The sequence below is a fragment of the Metabacillus arenae genome (genome assembly GCF_014773385.1).
Lineage (GTDB): Bacteria > Bacillota > Bacilli > Bacillales > Bacillaceae > Metabacillus_D > Metabacillus_D arenae.
Genome location: NZ_JACXAI010000019.1, coordinates 102,929 through 121,947, shown reverse-complemented (window position 1 = coordinate 121,947; position 19,019 = coordinate 102,929). Strand labels below are relative to the sequence as shown.

Annotated in this window: 17 protein-coding genes; 6 read left to right on the top strand and 11 right to left on the bottom strand. The window is 38.4% G+C overall.

Features of this window, described 5'->3' with window-relative positions; genetic code table 11:
- Positions 1 to 600 precede the first annotated feature (600 nt).
- The gene (locus IC621_RS15205) at positions 601 to 798 is read left to right on the top strand and encodes a hypothetical protein (RefSeq protein WP_191159166.1); all 198 of its coding nucleotides are present in this window, start codon (positions 601 to 603) and stop codon (positions 796 to 798) included.
- A 295-nt stretch (positions 799 to 1,093) separates the two neighbouring features.
- On the opposite strand, the gene IC621_RS15200 is transcribed toward IC621_RS15205, so the two are convergent.
- From IC621_RS15200 to IC621_RS15185, 4 genes are all read right to left on the bottom strand, one after another.
- Positions 1,094 to 1,639, bottom strand: a complete 546-nt coding sequence (locus IC621_RS15200) for a GNAT family N-acetyltransferase (RefSeq protein WP_191159165.1) — start codon at positions 1,637 to 1,639, stop codon at positions 1,094 to 1,096.
- A 169-nt stretch (positions 1,640 to 1,808) separates the two neighbouring features.
- Entirely contained in the window at positions 1,809 to 3,350 is a 1,542-nt protein-coding gene (locus IC621_RS15195) for a flotillin family protein (protein ID WP_191159164.1), read from the bottom strand.
- A gap of 15 nt (positions 3,351 to 3,365) precedes the next feature.
- Positions 3,366 to 3,905 carry a hypothetical protein gene (locus IC621_RS15190; RefSeq protein WP_191159163.1) on the bottom strand — a complete coding sequence of 180 codons (540 nt, stop codon included), beginning with the start codon at positions 3,903 to 3,905 and terminating at the stop codon, positions 3,366 to 3,368.
- Between the two features lie 154 nt (positions 3,906 to 4,059).
- Complete coding sequence (locus tag IC621_RS15185) at positions 4,060 to 4,962, bottom strand: DMT family transporter (protein ID WP_191159162.1); 903 nt, start codon at positions 4,960 to 4,962, stop codon at positions 4,060 to 4,062.
- Between the two features lie 142 nt (positions 4,963 to 5,104).
- Here IC621_RS15185 and IC621_RS15180 point away from each other — a divergent pair, with 142 nt between their 5' ends.
- Both IC621_RS15180 and IC621_RS15175 read left to right on the top strand, forming a co-directional pair.
- Positions 5,105 to 6,730 (top strand): AMP-binding protein, encoded by a 1,626-nt coding sequence (locus tag IC621_RS15180; protein ID WP_191159161.1) that lies wholly within the window; start codon positions 5,105 to 5,107, stop codon positions 6,728 to 6,730.
- Positions 6,731 to 6,741: 11 nt separating this feature from the next.
- Positions 6,742 to 7,239 (top strand): DinB family protein, encoded by a 498-nt coding sequence (locus IC621_RS15175; RefSeq protein WP_191159160.1) that lies wholly within the window; start codon positions 6,742 to 6,744, stop codon positions 7,237 to 7,239.
- A gap of 476 nt (positions 7,240 to 7,715) precedes the next feature.
- Here IC621_RS15175 and IC621_RS15170 read toward each other — a convergent pair whose 3' ends face one another.
- Entirely contained in the window at positions 7,716 to 8,180 is a 465-nt protein-coding gene (locus tag IC621_RS15170; RefSeq protein ID WP_191159159.1) for a VOC family protein, read from the bottom strand.
- 375 nt (positions 8,181 to 8,555) lie between these two features.
- Here IC621_RS15170 and cyoE point away from each other — a divergent pair, with 375 nt between their 5' ends.
- The 3 genes from cyoE to IC621_RS15155 all read left to right on the top strand — a co-directional run bounded on the left by cyoE (position 8,556) and on the right by IC621_RS15155 (position 10,685).
- Positions 8,556 to 9,473 carry a heme o synthase gene (gene cyoE / locus IC621_RS15165; RefSeq protein WP_191159158.1) on the top strand — a complete coding sequence of 306 codons (918 nt, stop codon included), beginning with the start codon at positions 8,556 to 8,558 and terminating at the stop codon, positions 9,471 to 9,473.
- A gap of 81 nt (positions 9,474 to 9,554) precedes the next feature.
- Complete coding sequence (locus IC621_RS15160; protein WP_191159157.1) at positions 9,555 to 9,941, top strand: VOC family protein; 387 nt, start codon at positions 9,555 to 9,557, stop codon at positions 9,939 to 9,941.
- Between the two features lie 453 nt (positions 9,942 to 10,394).
- Positions 10,395 to 10,685 (top strand): hypothetical protein, encoded by a 291-nt coding sequence (locus IC621_RS15155; protein ID WP_191159156.1) that lies wholly within the window; start codon positions 10,395 to 10,397, stop codon positions 10,683 to 10,685.
- Between the two features lie 303 nt (positions 10,686 to 10,988).
- Here IC621_RS15155 and IC621_RS15150 read toward each other — a convergent pair whose 3' ends face one another.
- From IC621_RS15150 to IC621_RS15125, 6 genes are all read right to left on the bottom strand, one after another.
- The gene (locus tag IC621_RS15150) at positions 10,989 to 11,891 is read right to left on the bottom strand and encodes an AEC family transporter (protein WP_191159155.1); all 903 of its coding nucleotides are present in this window, start codon (positions 11,889 to 11,891) and stop codon (positions 10,989 to 10,991) included.
- Between the two features lie 38 nt (positions 11,892 to 11,929).
- The gene (locus tag IC621_RS15145; protein ID WP_191159154.1) at positions 11,930 to 13,363 is read right to left on the bottom strand and encodes an aldehyde dehydrogenase family protein; all 1,434 of its coding nucleotides are present in this window, start codon (positions 13,361 to 13,363) and stop codon (positions 11,930 to 11,932) included.
- 38 nt (positions 13,364 to 13,401) lie between these two features.
- On the bottom strand, positions 13,402 to 14,133 hold the full coding sequence (locus IC621_RS15140) for a GntR family transcriptional regulator (RefSeq protein ID WP_318153055.1): 732 nt from the start codon (positions 14,131 to 14,133) through the stop codon (positions 13,402 to 13,404).
- A 66-nt stretch (positions 14,134 to 14,199) separates the two neighbouring features.
- Entirely contained in the window at positions 14,200 to 15,540 is a 1,341-nt protein-coding gene (sftI, locus tag IC621_RS15135; protein WP_191159153.1) for a sulfoquinovose isomerase, read from the bottom strand.
- Positions 15,541 to 15,989: 449 nt separating this feature from the next.
- Positions 15,990 to 16,709, bottom strand: a complete 720-nt coding sequence (locus IC621_RS15130; RefSeq protein ID WP_191159181.1) for a GntR family transcriptional regulator — start codon at positions 16,707 to 16,709, stop codon at positions 15,990 to 15,992.
- 260 nt (positions 16,710 to 16,969) lie between these two features.
- Positions 16,970 to 19,006, bottom strand: coding sequence for an alpha-glucosidase (locus IC621_RS15125; RefSeq protein WP_191159152.1), 2,037 nt, complete (start codon positions 19,004 to 19,006; stop codon positions 16,970 to 16,972).
- Positions 19,007 to 19,019: the final 13 nt, after the last annotated feature.

Here is a 19,019-nt window from a genome sequence, read left to right as displayed (position 1 = left end):
CTTTAGCAGAAGATCCATGACTCTTTTGTAAAAATAAATCTAGAATTAACGTTGACGCTTTGCTTTGTTTAGTTTTCAAAGATCATTTTGATGTCAACTTCTCTTTAGAAGCGACTTTTTTAATATAACATCTTCCCCTATTTTGAGTCAAGAGTTATTTTTGTTTTTTATTTCGTCATTGCTTTTGTTTCAGCAGCGACGATTAATAATATAACACGTATATTTCTTAATCACAAGTCTTTTTTGATACTTTTTTGCAAAAGAAAATTATTTCTATTATCCAATTAAACAAAGGATTTGATTTTGATAATTGAGAACCTATATATAGATGGGTTATTGTGTTTGTAAATTTCTTCTCTTCATCTTAATGTGAATTACTACCAAGATAACTTCAAATTATTTTTAAAAATTTATCGTCTTCATTCTTAGAGTGTTTTTTTCTATACAACAGAGCTTAAACTGATTTGGAATGAAAATAGCAGCTTTGATCCTATACCTTAAACACAAAAGTTAATAGAAATAATAATAGAGAAAACAGTCATAAAACCTTTGCTTTTTGAATCTATTAGAAATAAGTAGATTTAATTGGAGGAGAACGAAATGATGAATGAGACTGGATTACTTATGGGATTATGCTACGTTCTATCATTAGTTCATTTTTTGTATGGATATAAAGAGGCGATTAGAATTACAAATGAGGAAGGATTAGTGAGTGGTTGGTCAATGGTTTTTAGTTTTCCGCTGGCGATTATTTTTGCATACTTCGCAAATTATTTTCACCTTTCCATGCAGCCGTGATGAGGGTCCATCCCGGCTGCATCATATAATGGCTTAATAGGTCGGGTATGAAAGGTTAAGCTTGGTAAAAGAAAGCCTAGTTCGTTAATTATAAAGCATTAATTGTCCAAAATCATAGAGTGAGTCGAAGGGTAGATTGTATACAGCAACCAATCATCCGGCGTTGTAACTTAATAACTCACATCTGTCAAAGTGTTTATCGTCGAAAAGCTGTCATTAGCTTTTCTCTGTTTTCTAGCAGCTTATTTACTAGGCTTTTGCCATCAATTTAAGTATTCCAAGAATTATCCAGATTTTATCCGTTAATCTCCCTCGCACCTTTAGCAGATAACCTTTGGTACAACAGATTTAAATCATTCCATCCATAAGCAACCTCAATGTGCTGACGGTTGCCAATTGTAAATGAACTCTCTGCTATTTCGTGCGGCAGATAATATTGATAAAAACCTTTATTTCGGTTTTCCTCTAAAACCCAGACCATCATTCGTTTGTAGCCATGGATTAGTAAATCTTCCACAGCATGAAGTGTTAATGCTTTACCTATTCCATGCCCTTGGTATTCCTCAAGTATGTATATTGCATAAATTTCTCCGCCAATATTATAATTTTTCGTTCTTTCAGGACCGTAGCTTACAAAACCGACGATATCATTTGAATGATTTACCGCCACAAATAAAAAATTCAGATCCGCCTGTTCCCATTGCCTTTCTTTTTGTTCATAAGATAATGAATCAAGATAGTTTTGCACAACAACCCCCTTATACGTTGTTTTCCAGCTATCCACATGCACCTTTGCTATTCCTTGACAATCATTTCTAGTTGCTTTTCGAATCGTAAACACGTCAAAACCTCGCTTTCCTTCCTAATCTTTTTCGACATATTTATTCATTTTCCTACTAAATCAAAAGATCTAATTTTTTGGCTTTAGATAAAAAAACTAATGACCCCGTTCCAGGACCAGGGTCATTTATAAGCTTCACTATTTTATAGTTGCTTTTGAATTATTTATTTTACTTATTCTCTTTCGTAGATGCCGTTTGCAGATTCGCTTCCTTTATCTCATCTGCCAGACCGTCGATGCTTTGACGGACATTCCCTTTTCCAGAGAAATTCTCAATTAATTCTTTCATATCTATTCCTGAAGAAGCCTTTAGACTTTCTTGCAGGGTGCTCATTAAGTTTGTTGCATAACCGGATACTTTATTTGCACCGCCGTTTTCACTGCTGCTTCCTGTATCCACAACGGTAATTTTATCAATATTAGAGAGCGGGCTTGCCACTTGTTTTGCATATTCAGGAAGCATTTTAATAATCATGTCTAACATTGCTGCCTGTCCAAACTTTTCAAATGCTTCTGCAATTTTTTCTTTCGCTTCCGCTTCAGCGAGTCCTTTCAGGCGAATAACTTCTGCTTCAGTTTCCCCTTGAGCTTTTTGCGCGTCTGCTTTTGCAAGACCATCAATACGTACACGTTCTGCTTCGGCCTGGGCCATTGCTTCAACGCGGTATTTATTTGCATCGGCTTCTGCCAGCTGCTTCGCTTTTTCCGCTTCTGCTGCCTGCTCAACTGAGTACCTGTCCGCATCTGCTTTCTTCTTCACTTCAGAATCGTATTGGCGCTCACGACGAAGAATCTCTTTTTCTTCAAGCTCTATCTGTTTTTGACGTTCAATAATTCGGACTTGCATTTCCTGCTCAGTGACCTCTTGCTTAGATCGAGCGGTTTCTAAATCATAAGCTTGGTCAGCCCTTGCTTTTGCAGAATCCTGCTCTCTTCTGAATTCAGCTATTTTAAGCTGATTTATTTTTTCTGCTTCAGCAATTTCAGTTGCCCGCTCTAATTCAGATCTCTTTGCATCCTTGTCAGCCTCTGCCCGCTTAATTCGCGTCTCTTTATCAGCTTCGGCTGTTGCAATATCAGCATCACGCTTAACCTGAGCTATTCTTGGTTTCCCTAACGAATCTAAGTATCCATTTTTATCACGTACATCTTTAATTGTAAATGAAACAATAATGAGGCCCATCTTTGCTAAATCTTGAGAAGCAACTCGCTGAACTTCCTGTGAAAACTTTTCCCGGTTTTTATAAATCTCCTCGACAGTCATCGACCCGAGTATAGACCGAAGATGGCCCTCCAGTACTTCACGTGCTTCTTGTTCCCGGTCATCCTTCGTCTTTCCTAAGAATTGTTCAGCAGCTGTCGCAATTTCACCAATTGAGCTTCCGATTTTAATGATCGCAACCCCGTCTGCCATAACAGGCACCCCCTGTTCTGTATACACTTCAGGGGTGGAAACCTCCAATTTGCTTGAAAGCAAGCTTAACGGCTCTGCCTGTTGAAAAACAGGTAATACAAATGTTCCTCCGCCACGGACGATTTTTATTTTATTTCCGTTTTCGTCGACATGAACGTTTTTGTTTCCTAAATAGCTGCCGGTTACGATTAAGGCTTCATCAGGACCCGCAGTTCGATATTTCGTAACGAATACTCCTAATAGTGCAATTAATACGAAAGCTACAACTCCAATCACAATCCAAATGGCTGTTGTCAAATCATTTCCCCCTATCTAAATTTCATCTAAACCTTTCTGTTCAACGACAGATAAAACACCTGATTGGACATCTATTACCAAAACGTTTGATCCAGATGGTATGGGTAATGAATCAAAGCTTATTGCAGGTTTGGCAATGGAACCGCTATTGCTTTTTAAAATAACCTCTCCATACCCATCAACCGGAATAGAAGTAATGACAACGCCCATTCTTCCTTTAAGATCGCTCTCTGAATAAGAAAGTGATTCTTCTGCAGATGAAAGAGGAATTAAAACAAAAACATTCAGTAATGTTACAAGAATGGATGATATACCTAATGAGATTAGGAAGATTAGTCCACTATGTAAAGAGGTGATGAGTTCAAATAAATATCCGTTTGCGGTGAAAATCGTTAAAAAGGAAAATAATAATGTAGGGTTTAGCAAACTGCCGGTTATCCCTTCAAAAACTCCCTCCAGCACATCCCCGAAAAGAATGTATAAAAATGTAAGACTACCCGCAATGATTAAACCATAAAAATAGATTGTCTCAAGAGAAGTACCAAACAGTTCCATATACATCCACCCCTTTCAATTGCTGACCTTTCTTGTCTAGGAACCTCCTTTCTATAAAAATACAATTCAATTATTTTCTTCCTATTAGTATTACGAACAGAACGGGGAAAAAGTTTCATTTTTTAGAAAAAAAAGGGACCTATAAAAATAGGTACTAATGAGTTTGAGTGATGGTATTTTGGTTAAGAAGCTTTTTTTCAAAAAGGTAACACATGATTCCAAAAATAATGACAATCCCGCCAAGTACCTGGGTCCACATGACGATCTCACCGAGGATAAAGTAAGCTAGAATAATGGCTCCGACCGGTTCAAATAAAATCGCTACACTAATCAAATTTGTACTAATCCATTTTACTGACCAATTAAATAACGAATGACCCAGCAACGTTGGCACGAGCGCTAATAATAGAAAGTAAACCCAGTCGCCCGCGGGGTAAGCTGTTAACGGCATGTTTAAGAATAAGCAGTAAATAAATAAAGTCACTGTGCATATCCCATACACAATAAACGTATACAAGGTTAAAGAATGCCTTTTCCTTACACCTTGACCAAAGAGAAGGTAGGCTGTTACCATCGCACAAGCTATAAGGGCTAATAAATCTCCATATAAGGCTAACCCGCTTACTTTAAAATCTCCCCAGCTAATAATGACACTGCCTGCGATGGCAGTCAGCACAGAAAAAAGAGCGAACCGCGATACTTTTTCCTTAAAAAACAAAAACGTTCCAATAAAAGCAAACAAAGGCTGCAGTGTTACCAGCACTACTGAGCTGGCAACTGATGTGAAATTTAATGATTCGAACCAAAGGATAAAATGAAAAGCTAAGAAAATTCCGGCAATCGTCGAGTACATCCAATCTTTTTTCGTCATTCTTTTCAATTCTGATAAGGAATGCCAAATGAAAAAAGGAGCAATCAGCAATGTCGAAAATAGCATTCGATAAAAGGCGATGACAGCAGCTGGTGCTGTAATCAGTTTTACTAGAATGGCAGAGGTAGAAACAGCAATTACCCCTATTGTTAGGGCAATATATGGATAAGTGTGTTTAGACTTCATCCTCTTTCACTCCTCTCAGCAACAAAAATTATACTTGTCTTCTATTCTATTATCTAAAATTGCAGAAAGAAATTTTATTAAGTTTTCTTAAATTGTGTTTTATAATGTAAGCGTGAACATTTTGTCTCTTAAGGAGGTTCTTATGCTAAAATCACTTACCATTGGTACTCTTTTAAAAGAAACAGCCCAAAAATATGGTCAGCAAGAAGCCGTCGTGTATTCAAAAGAAAATATCCGTCTCACCTATAAGCAATTTTACGATGAATCGACTAGACTCGCAAAAGCTTTAATGAAGCTTGGCATCAAAAAAGGAGGGAATGTCGCGATATGGGCATCAAATGTACCCGAATGGCTGCTTTTGCAATTTGCCACTGCCCGGATTGGAGCCGTTCTTGTCACAGTAAATACAAGCTACCAAGCGAATGAGCTTGAGTATTTATTAAAACAATCAGACTCTACTACCCTTTTTTTAATTGATGGATTTAAAGGTACTTCCTATGTGGACACTTTAAAACAAATTACTAATTTTCAAGCTCCCCACCAAGATAAACTCCCAAAATTAAAGAATCTCATTTATATAGGCAAGGACAAAGCTCCTGCTGGTATGAACAGCTGGAATGAGCTCCTTATGCTCTCAGGCGAAGTGACAGATGAAGAACTAGCTGGCAGAGAGAACGAATTATCCCATAATGATGTGATAAATATGCAGTACACTTCCGGAACAACGGGATTTCCAAAGGGCGTAATGCTCACACACCACAATATTGTCAATAATGGCTACCTTGTAGCCGAAGCTATGAATCTATCGAATCAAGATCGTTTATGTATCCCTGTTCCTTTTTTTCACTGTTTCGGCTGTGTATTAAGTACGATGGCTTGTGTATCTGTCGGAGCAACAATGCTGCCGATTATTGAATTTGATCCTGAATTAGTTTTACAAACGGTCGAGGAAGAAAAATGTACGGCCTTGCATGGAGTCCCTACTATGTTTATTGCTGAATTAAATCACCCAAATTTCAGCCGCTACAATTTAACCACCCTTCGAACAGGAATCATGGCAGGTTCCCCTTGTCCGATTGAAGTCATGAAAAAAGTGATAAATGTTATGGGGATGACTGAAATTACGATTGCCTATGGACAGACGGAATCCTCTCCTGTTATTACGCAAACGACAAGAACTGATTCGATTGAGCGCCGTGTCCAAACAGTAGGAAAAGCCCACACGCATGCAGAGGTAAAAATCATTGACCCGCTGACAGGTGAAGAAGCAGCTCCCAACCAGCAAGGTGAGCTCTGTACAAGAGGATATTTAGTCATGAAAGGCTATTATAAAATGCCTGAAGCGACTAAGCAGGTCATTGATGCAGATGGCTGGCTGCATACCGGAGATTTAGCTACAATAGATGAGGAAGGATATGTGCAAATCACTGGCCGGCTAAAGGATATGATGATCCGCGGCGGTGAAAATATTTATCCAAGAGAAATTGAAGAGTTTCTATACAGTCATGACCTTATCGTAGATGTACAGGTCATCGGGGTTCCTGATGAGAAATATGGCGAAAAAGCGGCTGCATGTATCAAAATAAAGGAAGGCTATACGTTATCTTTGGAAGAAATCAGGGAATATTGCAAAGGAAAGCTTGCTTTTCACAAGATTCCTGAATATGTCTTCTTAGTTGACGAATACCCGATGACCGCTTCAGGAAAAATCCAAAAGTACAAATTACGTGAGCAAGCAAAAGAATGGATATCACAGGAAGTGAACTAGGAGGGATTAACATGTTAAATGTTGTTGAGGATGTAAGAAGAGATCTAATAAATGAAGTCAAGGAGTTGAATGATGAGCAGCTAAACAAAAAGCCTGCTCCAGAAGAATGGAGCATAAATCAAGTCCTTATCCACCTGTACAAATCTGAAATGCTTACTTTAACGACTTTGAAAGAATTAATCACCGAAGCAAAGGATCAAAAGATCGAAGACAAACCGGTAGAGCTTACCGTTGACAGATCCAAAAAAAGAAAAGCTCCTGATTACTTAAAACCGACAGACGAATCCATGGAAAAGCAAGCCGTCTTGGAACAGCTTGAAACTTCCAGAAAAGAATTAGCTTCCTTCGTAGAAAACTATCCAAACCAAAATTCCCTGCATGAAAAAACATTAGAACATCCAGTGTTTGGAGAAATGTCCATTGCTCAATGGATTGATTGTGTTGGATATCACGAAAAAAGACATCTTATTCAAATAAAAGAAATTAAGAAAACCCTTTCTATTTCTTAATTAGTCAGCAAGCATTCTTCGGAATGCTTGTTTTTATTTCTCTTGTTGGAAGATTTATAGATTAGGGAGGTTGTACGCCAATTCCCGAGGTTGCCCTGTTAACTTAAAGAAAATTAGCCTTAAACCACGTTTATTGGCGTGTTCCCCCTGTTACTCTCCGTATCTAGATATTTATTGTCCAATTCTTAAAATTTTCTGTCCGTTTCGGTGAATTTTCTGTCCGGATTTGTAATTTATTTGCTTGAAGTCCCCTTTATTAGCGGGTTCCTTCAGTTACTGTCCGCATCTCAAAGTTTATTGTCATATTCTTGAAATTTTCTGTCCGATTCGGTGATTTTTCTGTCCGGATTTGAGATTTATTTGCTTGAAGAGCCCTTTATTAGCTGCTTTACCCAGTTACTGTCCGTTTCAGGTTATTAGAAAGTCTGATCGCTTATAAAAGAGTACTCCTGTTATGATGCAAATTTTTTTCTTTTTCAACTAAGTAAACGCAATTCACGCATCGAACCTAATACGATATTATATCCATCAGGATCCTTTATACATGTGTTTTTAAACTCCCATTGGCCATGCATCCCAGTATACGGCTCGACTGCAATATTTCCGCCATTTCCACGTACTTCTTCGACTAGGAGGTCCAGGTCATCCCAACTAACGTGTATATAGGTATCCCATCCGTACTCAGGACCTTCCCAATCGGTTGGATAATCTGAACGCTTTTTTGATAAGGCATTTGGCCGCACATCATCAGGGGAGTTCGCCTGCTGCAAAATAATAATCATTCCGTCTCGTTCTGCGTGTCCCCAGTTGTCTACCTCACATCCGAGGACATCACGGTAGTATTCCTGTGATTTTTTAATGTCGGAGACTAAACGGACTTGAATCGTTTGTCCGAATTTCCCTTTCTTTTTTGTATGAACCTCCTCTATACGTTCGCTCAATTTCGTTTCTCCTTTCGGTTTCAGGATTGATTAAAATTTAGTCATTCATTATGTTCTACTATTCACCAATGTTTTCCTGCGATTTATCTAACAGGTGAGTAACTTTTTTTGGATATTATTTTCTTTGCTTCTAGATAGAATAGAAAAGAAGCACGCACATGCCCCCCTCTAGTAACTTGGCAAATCATCTTGTTCCACCAATCCTCCATTGATAAATAAACTGAAAAAACAAAAAATGTATAGAAAATGTTCACAAAGATTCGACATCTTTATGTCTAAACCGTGTTTCAATTCTTTTCTAAGACAATTTGCTGTTAAAATAGGGTATAATTGTTTAGGTTGATGAAACAGATTGAGATGTAAAGGAGAATCGAAATGAAAAGTACTGAAGCTGTTGCACAGGATTCTCTTCCTATTAAAGCTTATTTTTCATGGAACATATTAAAAGCCATAATAAAAGATGGGATTGTTAAATCAAATCTTTTAGGCATGTTTGCCGGACTTTCTGTAGCCCTTTCCATAAATAACGTGAGTTTCGTTGACAATATTTTGGTTGTCCTTTTGGCTTTAGCCGGAACAGCGCTCGTTGTTGGCGGAGTCGGCGCTATTAACAATTACTATGATCGAGATATTGATGCGATTATGAAAAGAACAATGGAGCGGCCGACTGTTACAGGGGCAGTCAATCCAAAGTTTGCCTTATGGCTGGGAATTGTACTATCCATATTAGGATTGGTTTGTCTGTTCTTCATTTCCAGCTTAACAGCCTTCGTTGGACTTTTAGGGAGCTTCCTCTATTTGTTTCCCTACACGATGTGGACGAAGAGAAAAACAATCTATAATACAGAAGTAGGAAGCTTCTCTGGGGCAATTGCTCCACTCATTGGCTGGGTGGCGATTTCACCTGAGATAATCCATCCCGTTTCCATCGGATTGTTTGTTTTAATGTTTTTATGGCAGCCGCCGCACTTTTATGCAATTGCTATTAGAAGACTTGATGACTACCGGAATGCAGGCGTACCAATGCTGCCTGTCGTGAAAGGCACCCATCGCACAAAAGTGCAAACAATTGTCTACTTAGTGATGTTATCAGCTTCATCGTTCTTATTTTTACCATTCAGCAAAGTAGTCGTTTTCACGATGCTCGGCCTTACACTTGCATGGATGGTAATTGGAATTATCGGATTTCGTAAAATGGAAGATTACAAATGGGCAACGATGATGTTTGTATTCTCTCTTAACCATTTAACTATTCTATTTTCCTTGTTGATTCTCGTTTCATTTATTGAATAGCTCGTCCTCCTTACATATAAGGAGGATTTTTTATTATTTAACAGAATTAACTAGTTATCTGATTTGAAAAGGAGAAAAATGATGGCCATTTCGATTCAACCGATCATTAAAAGTGTCTTTATTAAAGTTTCAGACATGGATCTAGCGATTCAATGGTATTCCAAGCTTTTGCATTTTGAATATGAAAAAGAAAATGATTTCGGAAATATCTATGTAATCCCTCTGACAAATGGAACAAATATATTACTGGACAGCCATAATGCTGGTGAAGTGACACCCTCTCCGCATGAATTGTTTATGTTTTCAACAGACAGCATTGACGAAGCATACAAGGAGCTCCAAGAATTAAATGTAGAGATCGTAAAAGACGATTATGGAGAGATTTACCGGGATAACAAGGTTTCCTTTATTAATTTTAAAGATCTAAATGGGCATGTTTTAATGGTTTGCGAAGAGCATGCAGAGTAAGCTACTGGAGAAAACCTATATCGCTGGAAGGGTCAAATATTACGGCCAACTTCAGGTAATCTGTATATACAATGAAGCATCGAATAGAACTCCAAACAAAGGAATTGCTAGAGTTTTATAAATAATTGCGAGAGTTTCAAGATTAATTGCTAGACTTTCCAAGTTAATTGCGAAGGTTTTAAAAATAATTGCACGTAATTGTGGACAAATTGTGAATAACAAAAATAAATGGCCTAGAATTGCAAATCAGTTTTGGCTGTTATTCGTCGGAATGACAGACTTTAACCTGTAATTGGATTAGAAGGCTGTGAATGAACACTTAATTATATCCCCTACATAGAGTCTTTAATAGAAAATAAGTTTGTGTAAGCCCCGGTACTTGATCCAGACATTGTTCCTTGATGGGACAGCTTCTGTTGGGATACTATTAAAATAGGAGAAAGGGGAGATATAATGGCAGAAACAGGATACATAAAAGTGGTGAGGAAAAAGGAACTTTATGGTATGTTCCGCAGCTATGAAATATTGTTAAATGAGGAGCTTGCCGGGAAGCTACCCCGGGGTAAAGAGCTGGTGCTTGAAGTACCAGCAGGAACTCACACCCTTCAGAACAAAATGGATTGGATCGTTACGGATCCACTAAAGGTAGAAGTGAGTGCTGGGGAAACAGCCGTTTTTCAAGTGGGAGGAAAAGTGAAGGGAATCGCTGATCAGGATATTCATATGATCAGGCTGGAAGAATAACCGGCATTCTGAAAGTGGGAGTAAAAGAAATCAGCGAAAGTGCTGATTTCTTTTACTGTTGGGCACAAACCGTGTGAAGGGATTACCCTAATGAAATTTTTTATTTTTGGCTAACATTACTTAAAATAAAACTTAGTCTGCCATATATTATTCTGTTTGAATGCTTCCTCATCTACAGTTGACTCTAATTCTTCAACCTTTTAATTATTGGGACGTTTTTGTTTCTTTACAATCCCTCTGCATACAGAGCTGTAAACTGAAATAAATTACTATGGCTAACCTTGATAGCTTGTAATTACTCCTTTATAAAACAATCATAAAAATGACAGGTAGAGTAGCTAAACTAAGAGTGGTACTAATGAGTGTCGCACTCGAGACAAATTCTGGTTCGGTATTAAATTGCAAGGCGTACATGGTCGTATTCGCTGCTGAAGGCATAGCGGCCATAATGATCATGATTTGCTTTACCATTTCGTCAACTGGTAAAAACAAAGTAAGGATATATGCAATAGCTGGTGATACCGCTAATTTCGTAATAAGAGATAAAGAGACTTTTTCTCTTTCTATTTTTTTTATTGAAATTTTAGCAAGCTGCATACCTAGTACGATCATAACTGTTGGAATAGCAGCATCAGCTACCATGTCAACCGCTTGAGTCATAGAGTTTCCCAAATGGACATGAAAGGCTTGAAGCATGGATCCAAGAGCTGCTCCATAAACCATCGGCATGCGCTGAACCGCCCGAATGGCAGAACGCACCCCATTTCCTCCAGGGCTTCCTTTTGCTGCGTAATAGACACCTACTGTACACATGACGAGCTGTTGAATGACCATTAATACAATCGCATAATCGAGACCTGCTGCCCCAAATAACAGTAGTACGACTGGAGTCCCGTAATTTCCATTATTCATAAAGGAGGATGCTAATATCATTCCGCATGTTTCTTTAACAGTGTATCTACGTATAAATGCAATAAAATATACAACCACTATTAAAGAAAAACAAAGGGCAAATGTATAAAGTGTCATATATAAATAGGTCAAATCAAATTTGGTTGTATAAAAAGTCCTGAATACTAAAACAGGTGACATTAAATAAAGAGCCATTGTTGAGATCGTCTTAGTATCGAATCCTATCTTTTTTTGACCAATAAAACCGAGAGCGAATATGCCGAAAATTGGTATAAGGATAAGTAAGAAATCCACTGGTTCACCTTCATTGCTGAAAAATATGTTTTTCCTTTTTATAAGTTTAGTACAATGATACGCTCTTCTGTCATTTCCTCAATTGCGTATTTCGGGCCTTCCTTGCCGTTGCCGCTGTTTTTCACGCCGCCATAAGGCATGTGATCGACACGATATGCAGAGGCGTCATTTACAATTAGTCCGCCCACCTCAATTTCACGGGCTGCTTTCATCGCAAATTGTAAATCATTTGTGAAAAGGCCGGCCTGCAAACCATAGTCAGAATCATTTACTTTCGCAATCACTTCATCGATTTCTTTATATGTCGCTACTGAAACCACCGGACCAAATACCTCTTCGCGGCACACTTTCATATCGTCATTTACATTTGTTAGAATAGTAGGCTCATATAGTGCACCATTGCGTTTACCGCCTAATGCAATGACAGCTCCCTCTTCAACGGCTTCATTTACCCAGCTTTCAACACGCTCTGCCTCACGAAGGCGAATCATAGGACCAATGTCAGTTGATTCATCAGATGGATCACCTATGACAAGCTTTTCTGTCTTTTTCTTCAATAAGTCGATAAACGATTCAAAAGCTTCTTCTTGTACATAAACACGCTGTACAGATATACAAACTTGGCCGGCATTATTGAAGCTTTTTTGAGAAATTAAAGATGCAGCTTGTTCTAAATTTGCATCATTGTGCACAATTGTTGCTGAGTTGTTTCCCAGCTCCAATGCCACTTTACGCAATCCTGCTTTCGAACGGATATATTCACCAACAAGAGGACTTCCAGTAAATGTAAACATATTTACATCCTTGTTTTCTAACAGCCATTCACCGATTTTAGCACCGTCTCCTGTTAATACTTGCAGGCGACCTTTTGGAAGACCAGCTTCTTCAAATAAGTCCGCTAACATTAGTGCACAAATTGGTGTCACTTCTGCAGGTTTTAATACAACACTGTTTCCAGCTGCTAAGGCCGGACCAATTTTATGGCAAACTAGATTAACTGGTACATTAAATGGTGTAATGGCAGCAATAACTCCAACTGGCACACGAATTGTAAAAGCCATTCGGTTTTCAGAACCTTGTGCCGCCTCTACTGGAACCCCTTCTCCATGAATACGTTTAGCTTCTTCAGCTGAAATGACCAATGTTTGGGCAGCGCGTTCAATTTCTCCTCTAGACTCGCGAATTGGTTTCCCCACTTCCAGAGCAAGCACTTGTGCAAATTCCTCACAACGGTCAACTAATAACTGAGCGGCTTTCATCAATACCTCATAGCGGGCATATGGCGGAAACGGGCTCTTAAGTGCTTCTTTTGCACCTTGAACAGCTGCATCCACATGTTCTTTTTTGGCTGATGAGATATGTGCTGTTACTTCTTGATTATATTTATTTATTACTTCCATCATTTCTTCAGTCTGTTCCCATTTTCCATTTATATATAATCCATATTGTTTATCTGCTGCTATTGTTGCCATGTTCTCCACTCCTTAACGTTCATTTTAGTTGGACTCATTTACCTCATAAGTTCAATATTGTAATGATATTTGTCACTACAGAATTTTGTCGTTGTATATTCTATCGGTCTATCTTCATTCCCATAACTGAGCCTTTCCATTTGTAATAAGGCCTGACCACCTCGGATTCCAAGCAAATCTGCCTCTAATAGAGTCGCATTAATCGCAGTAATTTTCTCTTTTGCATGTTTTAGAGTAATACCATTTCCCTCTAGAATTTCGTAAAATGTTGCACCATTTAAATCCTGATCAATCAACATTTTCCCAATACAATACGGCCAACATGAGCGTTCAATTGCAATAGGTGTCTGATTCGCAAAACGCAGACGTTCAATCACAACGATTTCTTCTTCCTTTGGTAGTTTAAGCATCGAACTTTCATACTTTAAATTATTACTAGTTTTAACAAACAATAATTTAGAACTTGGATAGATCCCATTCTCAATGGCTTCCTCCGCAAATCCTTTTAGCTTTCCCAAGCTTCCTACAAAAACGCTGGGCTTTATAATGGTCCCTTTTCCCTGCTTTTTCTCTAAGATTCCTTCTTGGACAAGTATAGAAACTGCTTGTCGTATTGTAGTTCGGCTCACATTGAACTCTGCCATCAATTCATTTTCAGTTGGAATCATTGAATTCGCTGGCCATTCTTTTTCTTGAATCCGTTTGATCATCGTGTCTTTAATTTGTATATATAGTGAAATATTTTTGGCAGGCTCGAAATTACTTCCCACTTATTAAAAACCCCCTTCAACAATTAAAGATTCCAGTTACTAAGTGGAAGTAACAACCCTTCATTCTTAGATAAAAACGTTTGTTTCTAAATGAAGCAGCCGGCCAAGTTCGATTAGCTGTTTCGTTACGTCACCATATACTAATGCAAAGTGAGGCTCATAGCCCGAATTCATTAGGTCATAAAGTGTACTTGTAACATCCGTCGTTAATGCTACTTCTACAGAGGTGCCGCTAAAAGGCTGTTCCACATCAAGTGCGTTCCCTTTCATAACAAGAAGTCGATACCCGTCTGGTGTATGGCTTACTCGGAAAATTGTCACTTCCCCTGCCTTTAAACCAAAATCCATCGCAAACCCCATCTTACGGTTTGGATGTAAGCCAGCTGTAGCTCCTGTAGAAGGATGAGCAAGTGAGTACGCTCCAGCTCCGCAATGCCAAAAAACAACTGAGTTTTTTTCCTCGTCTACATGGACCAAGTCTCCTAAATATGGTGCATTTCCGCCGGTTAATTCCCGTAAAAGATACATGGAAACTGAGCCATGAATATCGGATTCACATGAAGATACCATTCCATCCTCAGTAAACTGTGAAAGCACGGAGCATGGGGCCGCTCCTAAATCATTGAAAAAGTCCGGCCAACACCTCATGGCGATTGACTTAATCTCTTCTTCCTTGATTTGTTTTTTAATGTAGCTTGAGAACTGGGCGAATTTTTGAACCGTCTCATCCTCACGATTAAGGCCTATTACTTGCTGCTGGGCCCGGTCAATTTCACCAATCCATTCTTCTTCGGGAAGCTCTGCACATTTTCTGAACGCTTCTTGCAAATCCATCTTATGGAGAGTTACGCCTAACGCTTCTTTTAGTTCACCCTCGTTTGCATCTGAGAAAAAGAATCCAGGCGGGTACTCTCCAACAACCCCAATTTTTAATTGAGATAAAGATTTAAGAACTCGCATGACATCAAATTTTTGCAGCAATTCTTTTTGCAGCTTCTCTTCATCTGGATTTCCAAAAACGAATGAAAACGGATGACGGTGATTGCGGAGCACATTGCTTGTGCTATTGCCACCCGTTAACGAATTTAATCGTAAACGCCCGCCAACACTCGGCTCGCGAACCGACCAGACAATAACTGGGTCTCTAAAAAACTCTAACGCCTTAACCATGAATTCCCCATCTGCAAATGTTACACTTTGATACAAAACGGTATCTATTTCAGTGGAAGCCACTGTTTCCAAAAAATGTTGAAGCTCCTCTACCGAAGTGAGGATTTCATTCGGTGCTACAATTGTATGGCCGCTTTCCTGCAGCCATTTCATACTTTGGCTGCGATACATTTCTGCTGCTTCTAGATCAAATGTTTTTCTTCCAATTGGAAGATATAAAATGACTGTGTTTGACATCAACATTTCTCCTTTTCTCATATTACTACTAGTGACTATTCATCACTATAATAATAATATACATCACTATCTTTGATTGCGTAAAAACGCTGATACTACCATATTTCACTTAGATTATCTTCAAAGTTTCTTGCTTTTGATAAATATCCTTTCCCAATCCTAATTGGTATAGAACTTCTTCATGTTTAAGGCATGATGAAATTTGTACACTTACATGAAAAACGAAGATCATCCCTAAAACATAGTTACCTTTATATAAAAAGTAGGTACCTTTAATACTATCATATGAAACCGTCTACAATATTTCAAGTGTTTTCTGCATTTTTTTCAAAAATATCACCAATTAATGATTGGATCCAAAAATAGTGCCCTTCCGGTTACTTCATAAATCAGAAAAGGACAATGAAAAAATCACTGTCCAATTGTTAAAATCATATTTGTCTTGCAGTTTATCTCGTAAGTTCAATATTATAATGGTATTTATCACTGCGAAACTTAATGGTTGAAAATTCAATGGGTCTATCGTCAAGACCAAAGCTTAACCTTTCCGTCTCCAGCATTGCTTCGCCACCGCGTATTCCAAGTAAGTCCGCTTCAAATAATGTCGCATTAATAGCAGAAATCTTCTCTTGTGCGCGCTTCAGAATAATGTCGTTGCTTTCTAGGATTTCATAGAACTTTGCGCTATCCAGATCCAAATTAATGAACAATTTTCCAATCTGAGAAGGCCAACAAGTCCGCTCAATAGCAATTGGGACCTGGTCCGCAAAACGAATCCGCTCAATCACTAAAATTTCTTCATCCTCTGGGATATTCAGCATAGATTTTTCATGATACAAATCATTTTTAAATTCCGCTCGCAGTAATTTCGAATTGGGCGTTAACCCTTTTTCAGTCGCTTCTTCTGCAAAGCCCTTCAGTCTTCCATTCCCCGTTAACTGTTGTGACTTTACAATTGTTCCTTTTCCTTGCCTTTTCTCTAATAGACCATCCTGCACAAGCATAGATATAGCCTGCCGCAGAGTTGTTCGACTTACATTAAACTCCTCCATTAATTCTTGTTCAGTAGGAATCAATGTATTAGGAGCCCATACCTTTTCTTGAATGCGTTTAATAAGAATATCTTTTACCTGAAGATATAATGAAATATTCTTGTTAGGATCAACCATACTTGCCAATTATATATCTCCCTTCTGTTTACTGTCTGAAATAAACTATTTTGCCTATTAAAATACATGATAAACCTGCAATCGTTCACACCTATTTTCCTTGTTCTTCCATAATAATAGATTCATTTTTTCAATTCTATTCTACTTTCATCATAACTATTATAACATACATTACTATCTTTTAATTCAAGTATATTCTTTGTTCCAGCTATATAAAAAAAGGCTGTTGAAAATCTTCAACAACCATAATAAATAACGATTTAGATGTTAGATACTTTTAAAAACAACTCTTTCCACTTTGAATCTTTGCGGTAGAAAACAGGCGGATAGCCAATCGGCGCTTCTACGGCAGCATATCCCCCAGAGTATTCCTGCCCGCTCCATAAATGCACCCACTTATCTTCCGGCAAGTAAACTTCCCATTTACTCTGCTTTTCTTGGTGTACGGGTGCTACCAATAGATCCTCTCCATATAAATATTGATATTTAAGATCATAGGCTGTTTCATCCTTTTCGTAATGCATAAACAGCGGGCGTTGTACTGGAATGCCGCGTTCCGAATTAAGCTTTACCAATGATTTTGTATATGGAGCAAGGGTGACAAAAATGTTCGTCATTCTCGCTAAATGCTCTAGTGATTCTTGGTCATCATCAAATTGAAAACAATCGTCAGGACGATTTCCTTCATGTGTTCTCATCATTGGCGTGAAGGCACCCATTTCCGACCATCTCATTAACAATTCCTTGGATCGTTTATTTCCGTGCAAGCTTGTGTATCCGCCGATATCACTGTGATGCAAACCGCAGCCTATCATGCCTGAAGAAAGTGCTGCAGGAATAACTGATGCTAACCCATCATCTAGTGTCCAATCAACGCTTTGGTCACCGCCCCAAAGCATCGTACAATATTTTTGAACTCCTGTATATCCAGCACGCATGAAATAAACGACTTCGCCTAATTTTCCTGCTTCAGATACAGCCTCGTAATTGATTTTTGCCCACATAGTCGGCCATGCATTATGCATCATTCGTGCATCAACGCCATTCTTAAGGACTACATCTGTTGGCAAATATTCACCAAAGTCCGCCATCCAGCCATCTATGCCAAAGTCAATCATGTTTTCCTTAATGACTTGCTTATACCATTCGCAAGCCTCTTCATTTGTAAAATCGACAACCCCGCAATAGAACTCGCCAAAATCGACTAAATAGATTTCCCCTTGGTTGTCTAATGCCAAGTAGCCCTTTTCTTCGGCTTCCTTATACAAATCGCCTTCAATTGCTACATATGGATTGATATAGCCTAAAAAGCGAATCCCGTTTTCTTTCCATTCCGGAATCTTTTTATCTAATTCAGGATACTCTTCCTCATTCCATTTCCAGTTCCACATTAAGCGCTTACCAAATGAAGTAATCCGCTTGCCTTGCCAATCTTGGCACCAAACACCTGAAATCTTCATTCCAGCAGCAAGCGCTTTTTCAAGTTTCTTCTCGACAATCTCAGTTCCACCCTGAATCCCTAAAATCACTCCATCATATACCCATTCTGGCAATTCAGGCTGTTTACCAAACAAATTCGAAATCTTTTCAACAAGCTCAATATACGTTTCTGCTGTTTCAAATACCAAAGATTTAGGGACTTCCCAAATTTGGAGTTCATGGAATTCTGGATGACGAAAATCAAAATCAGCATATGCGGTTGTTTCAGAATGACAGTAATATTTTTGACTTGATACATACGTTGGTTGAGGAAAATTTGTATTGTAATAATCTCCGCCAGCTTTGTCTTTCACATCCGCCTGCCAAGTAACATACGTATTTTTGTTTCTTCCCACTCCAGGTTCAGAAGTCCATAAAGGAAAGTTCTTCCCTCGCAGATTAAAATAGGAAAGTTGTTCACCACACCCATAAATTTTTTCATCTGGATTTGCCGCAATTCTTAACCAGAATCGATTTATACGAACATCCTTTTTCGTATAGTCCATTTTCAAGCGACCTTTTTCTATTTTCATTGAGAGATTTAATAGGACCTCTCCGCTATCACCATTTGAAAAATCAATCGTACATTCATTGTTATTTTCGTTCATTTCAGCATATTTAAGCGGGATACGTTCAATGACGTAATCCTGAATATCGAAATTCCCACGATACATATCAATTTTTTCTTCCCCGCGACCAACAAATAGGATGGGATGATCCTTAGTATGACGAAGCAGGAGAACATGATTAAGATAGACCTCGAATCCTGATTCGATTTTATTTATCACTAACTTTGTATCTAATAGGGTATTTTGCATTTTTATCCTCCTC

Bases quoted from the DNA above. Each gene is read 5' to 3' on its own strand.
- IC621_RS15205 (WP_191159166.1), top strand. From the start codon at position 601: ATGATGAATGAGACTGGATTACTTATGGGATTATGCTACGTTCTATCA.
- IC621_RS15190 (WP_191159163.1), bottom strand. From the start codon at position 3,905: ATGGAACTGTTTGGTACTTCTCTTGAGACAATCTATTTTTATGGTTTA.
- IC621_RS15185 (WP_191159162.1), bottom strand. From the start codon at position 4,962: ATGAAGTCTAAACACACTTATCCATATATTGCCCTAACAATAGGGGTA.
- IC621_RS15180 (WP_191159161.1), top strand. From the start codon at position 5,105: ATGCTAAAATCACTTACCATTGGTACTCTTTTAAAAGAAACAGCCCAA.
- IC621_RS15175 (WP_191159160.1), top strand. From the start codon at position 6,742: ATGTTAAATGTTGTTGAGGATGTAAGAAGAGATCTAATAAATGAAGTC.
- cyoE (WP_191159158.1), top strand. From the start codon at position 8,556: ATGAAAAGTACTGAAGCTGTTGCACAGGATTCTCTTCCTATTAAAGCT.
- IC621_RS15160 (WP_191159157.1), top strand. From the start codon at position 9,555: ATGGCCATTTCGATTCAACCGATCATTAAAAGTGTCTTTATTAAAGTT.
- IC621_RS15155 (WP_191159156.1), top strand. From the start codon at position 10,395: ATGGCAGAAACAGGATACATAAAAGTGGTGAGGAAAAAGGAACTTTAT.
- IC621_RS15145 (WP_191159154.1), bottom strand. From the start codon at position 13,363: ATGGCAACAATAGCAGCAGATAAACAATATGGATTATATATAAATGGA.
- sftI (WP_191159153.1), bottom strand. From the start codon at position 15,540: ATGTCAAACACAGTCATTTTATATCTTCCAATTGGAAGAAAAACATTT.
- IC621_RS15130 (WP_191159181.1), bottom strand. From the start codon at position 16,709: ATGGTTGATCCTAACAAGAATATTTCATTATATCTTCAGGTAAAAGAT.
- IC621_RS15125 (WP_191159152.1), bottom strand. From the start codon at position 19,006: ATGCAAAATACCCTATTAGATACAAAGTTAGTGATAAATAAAATCGAA.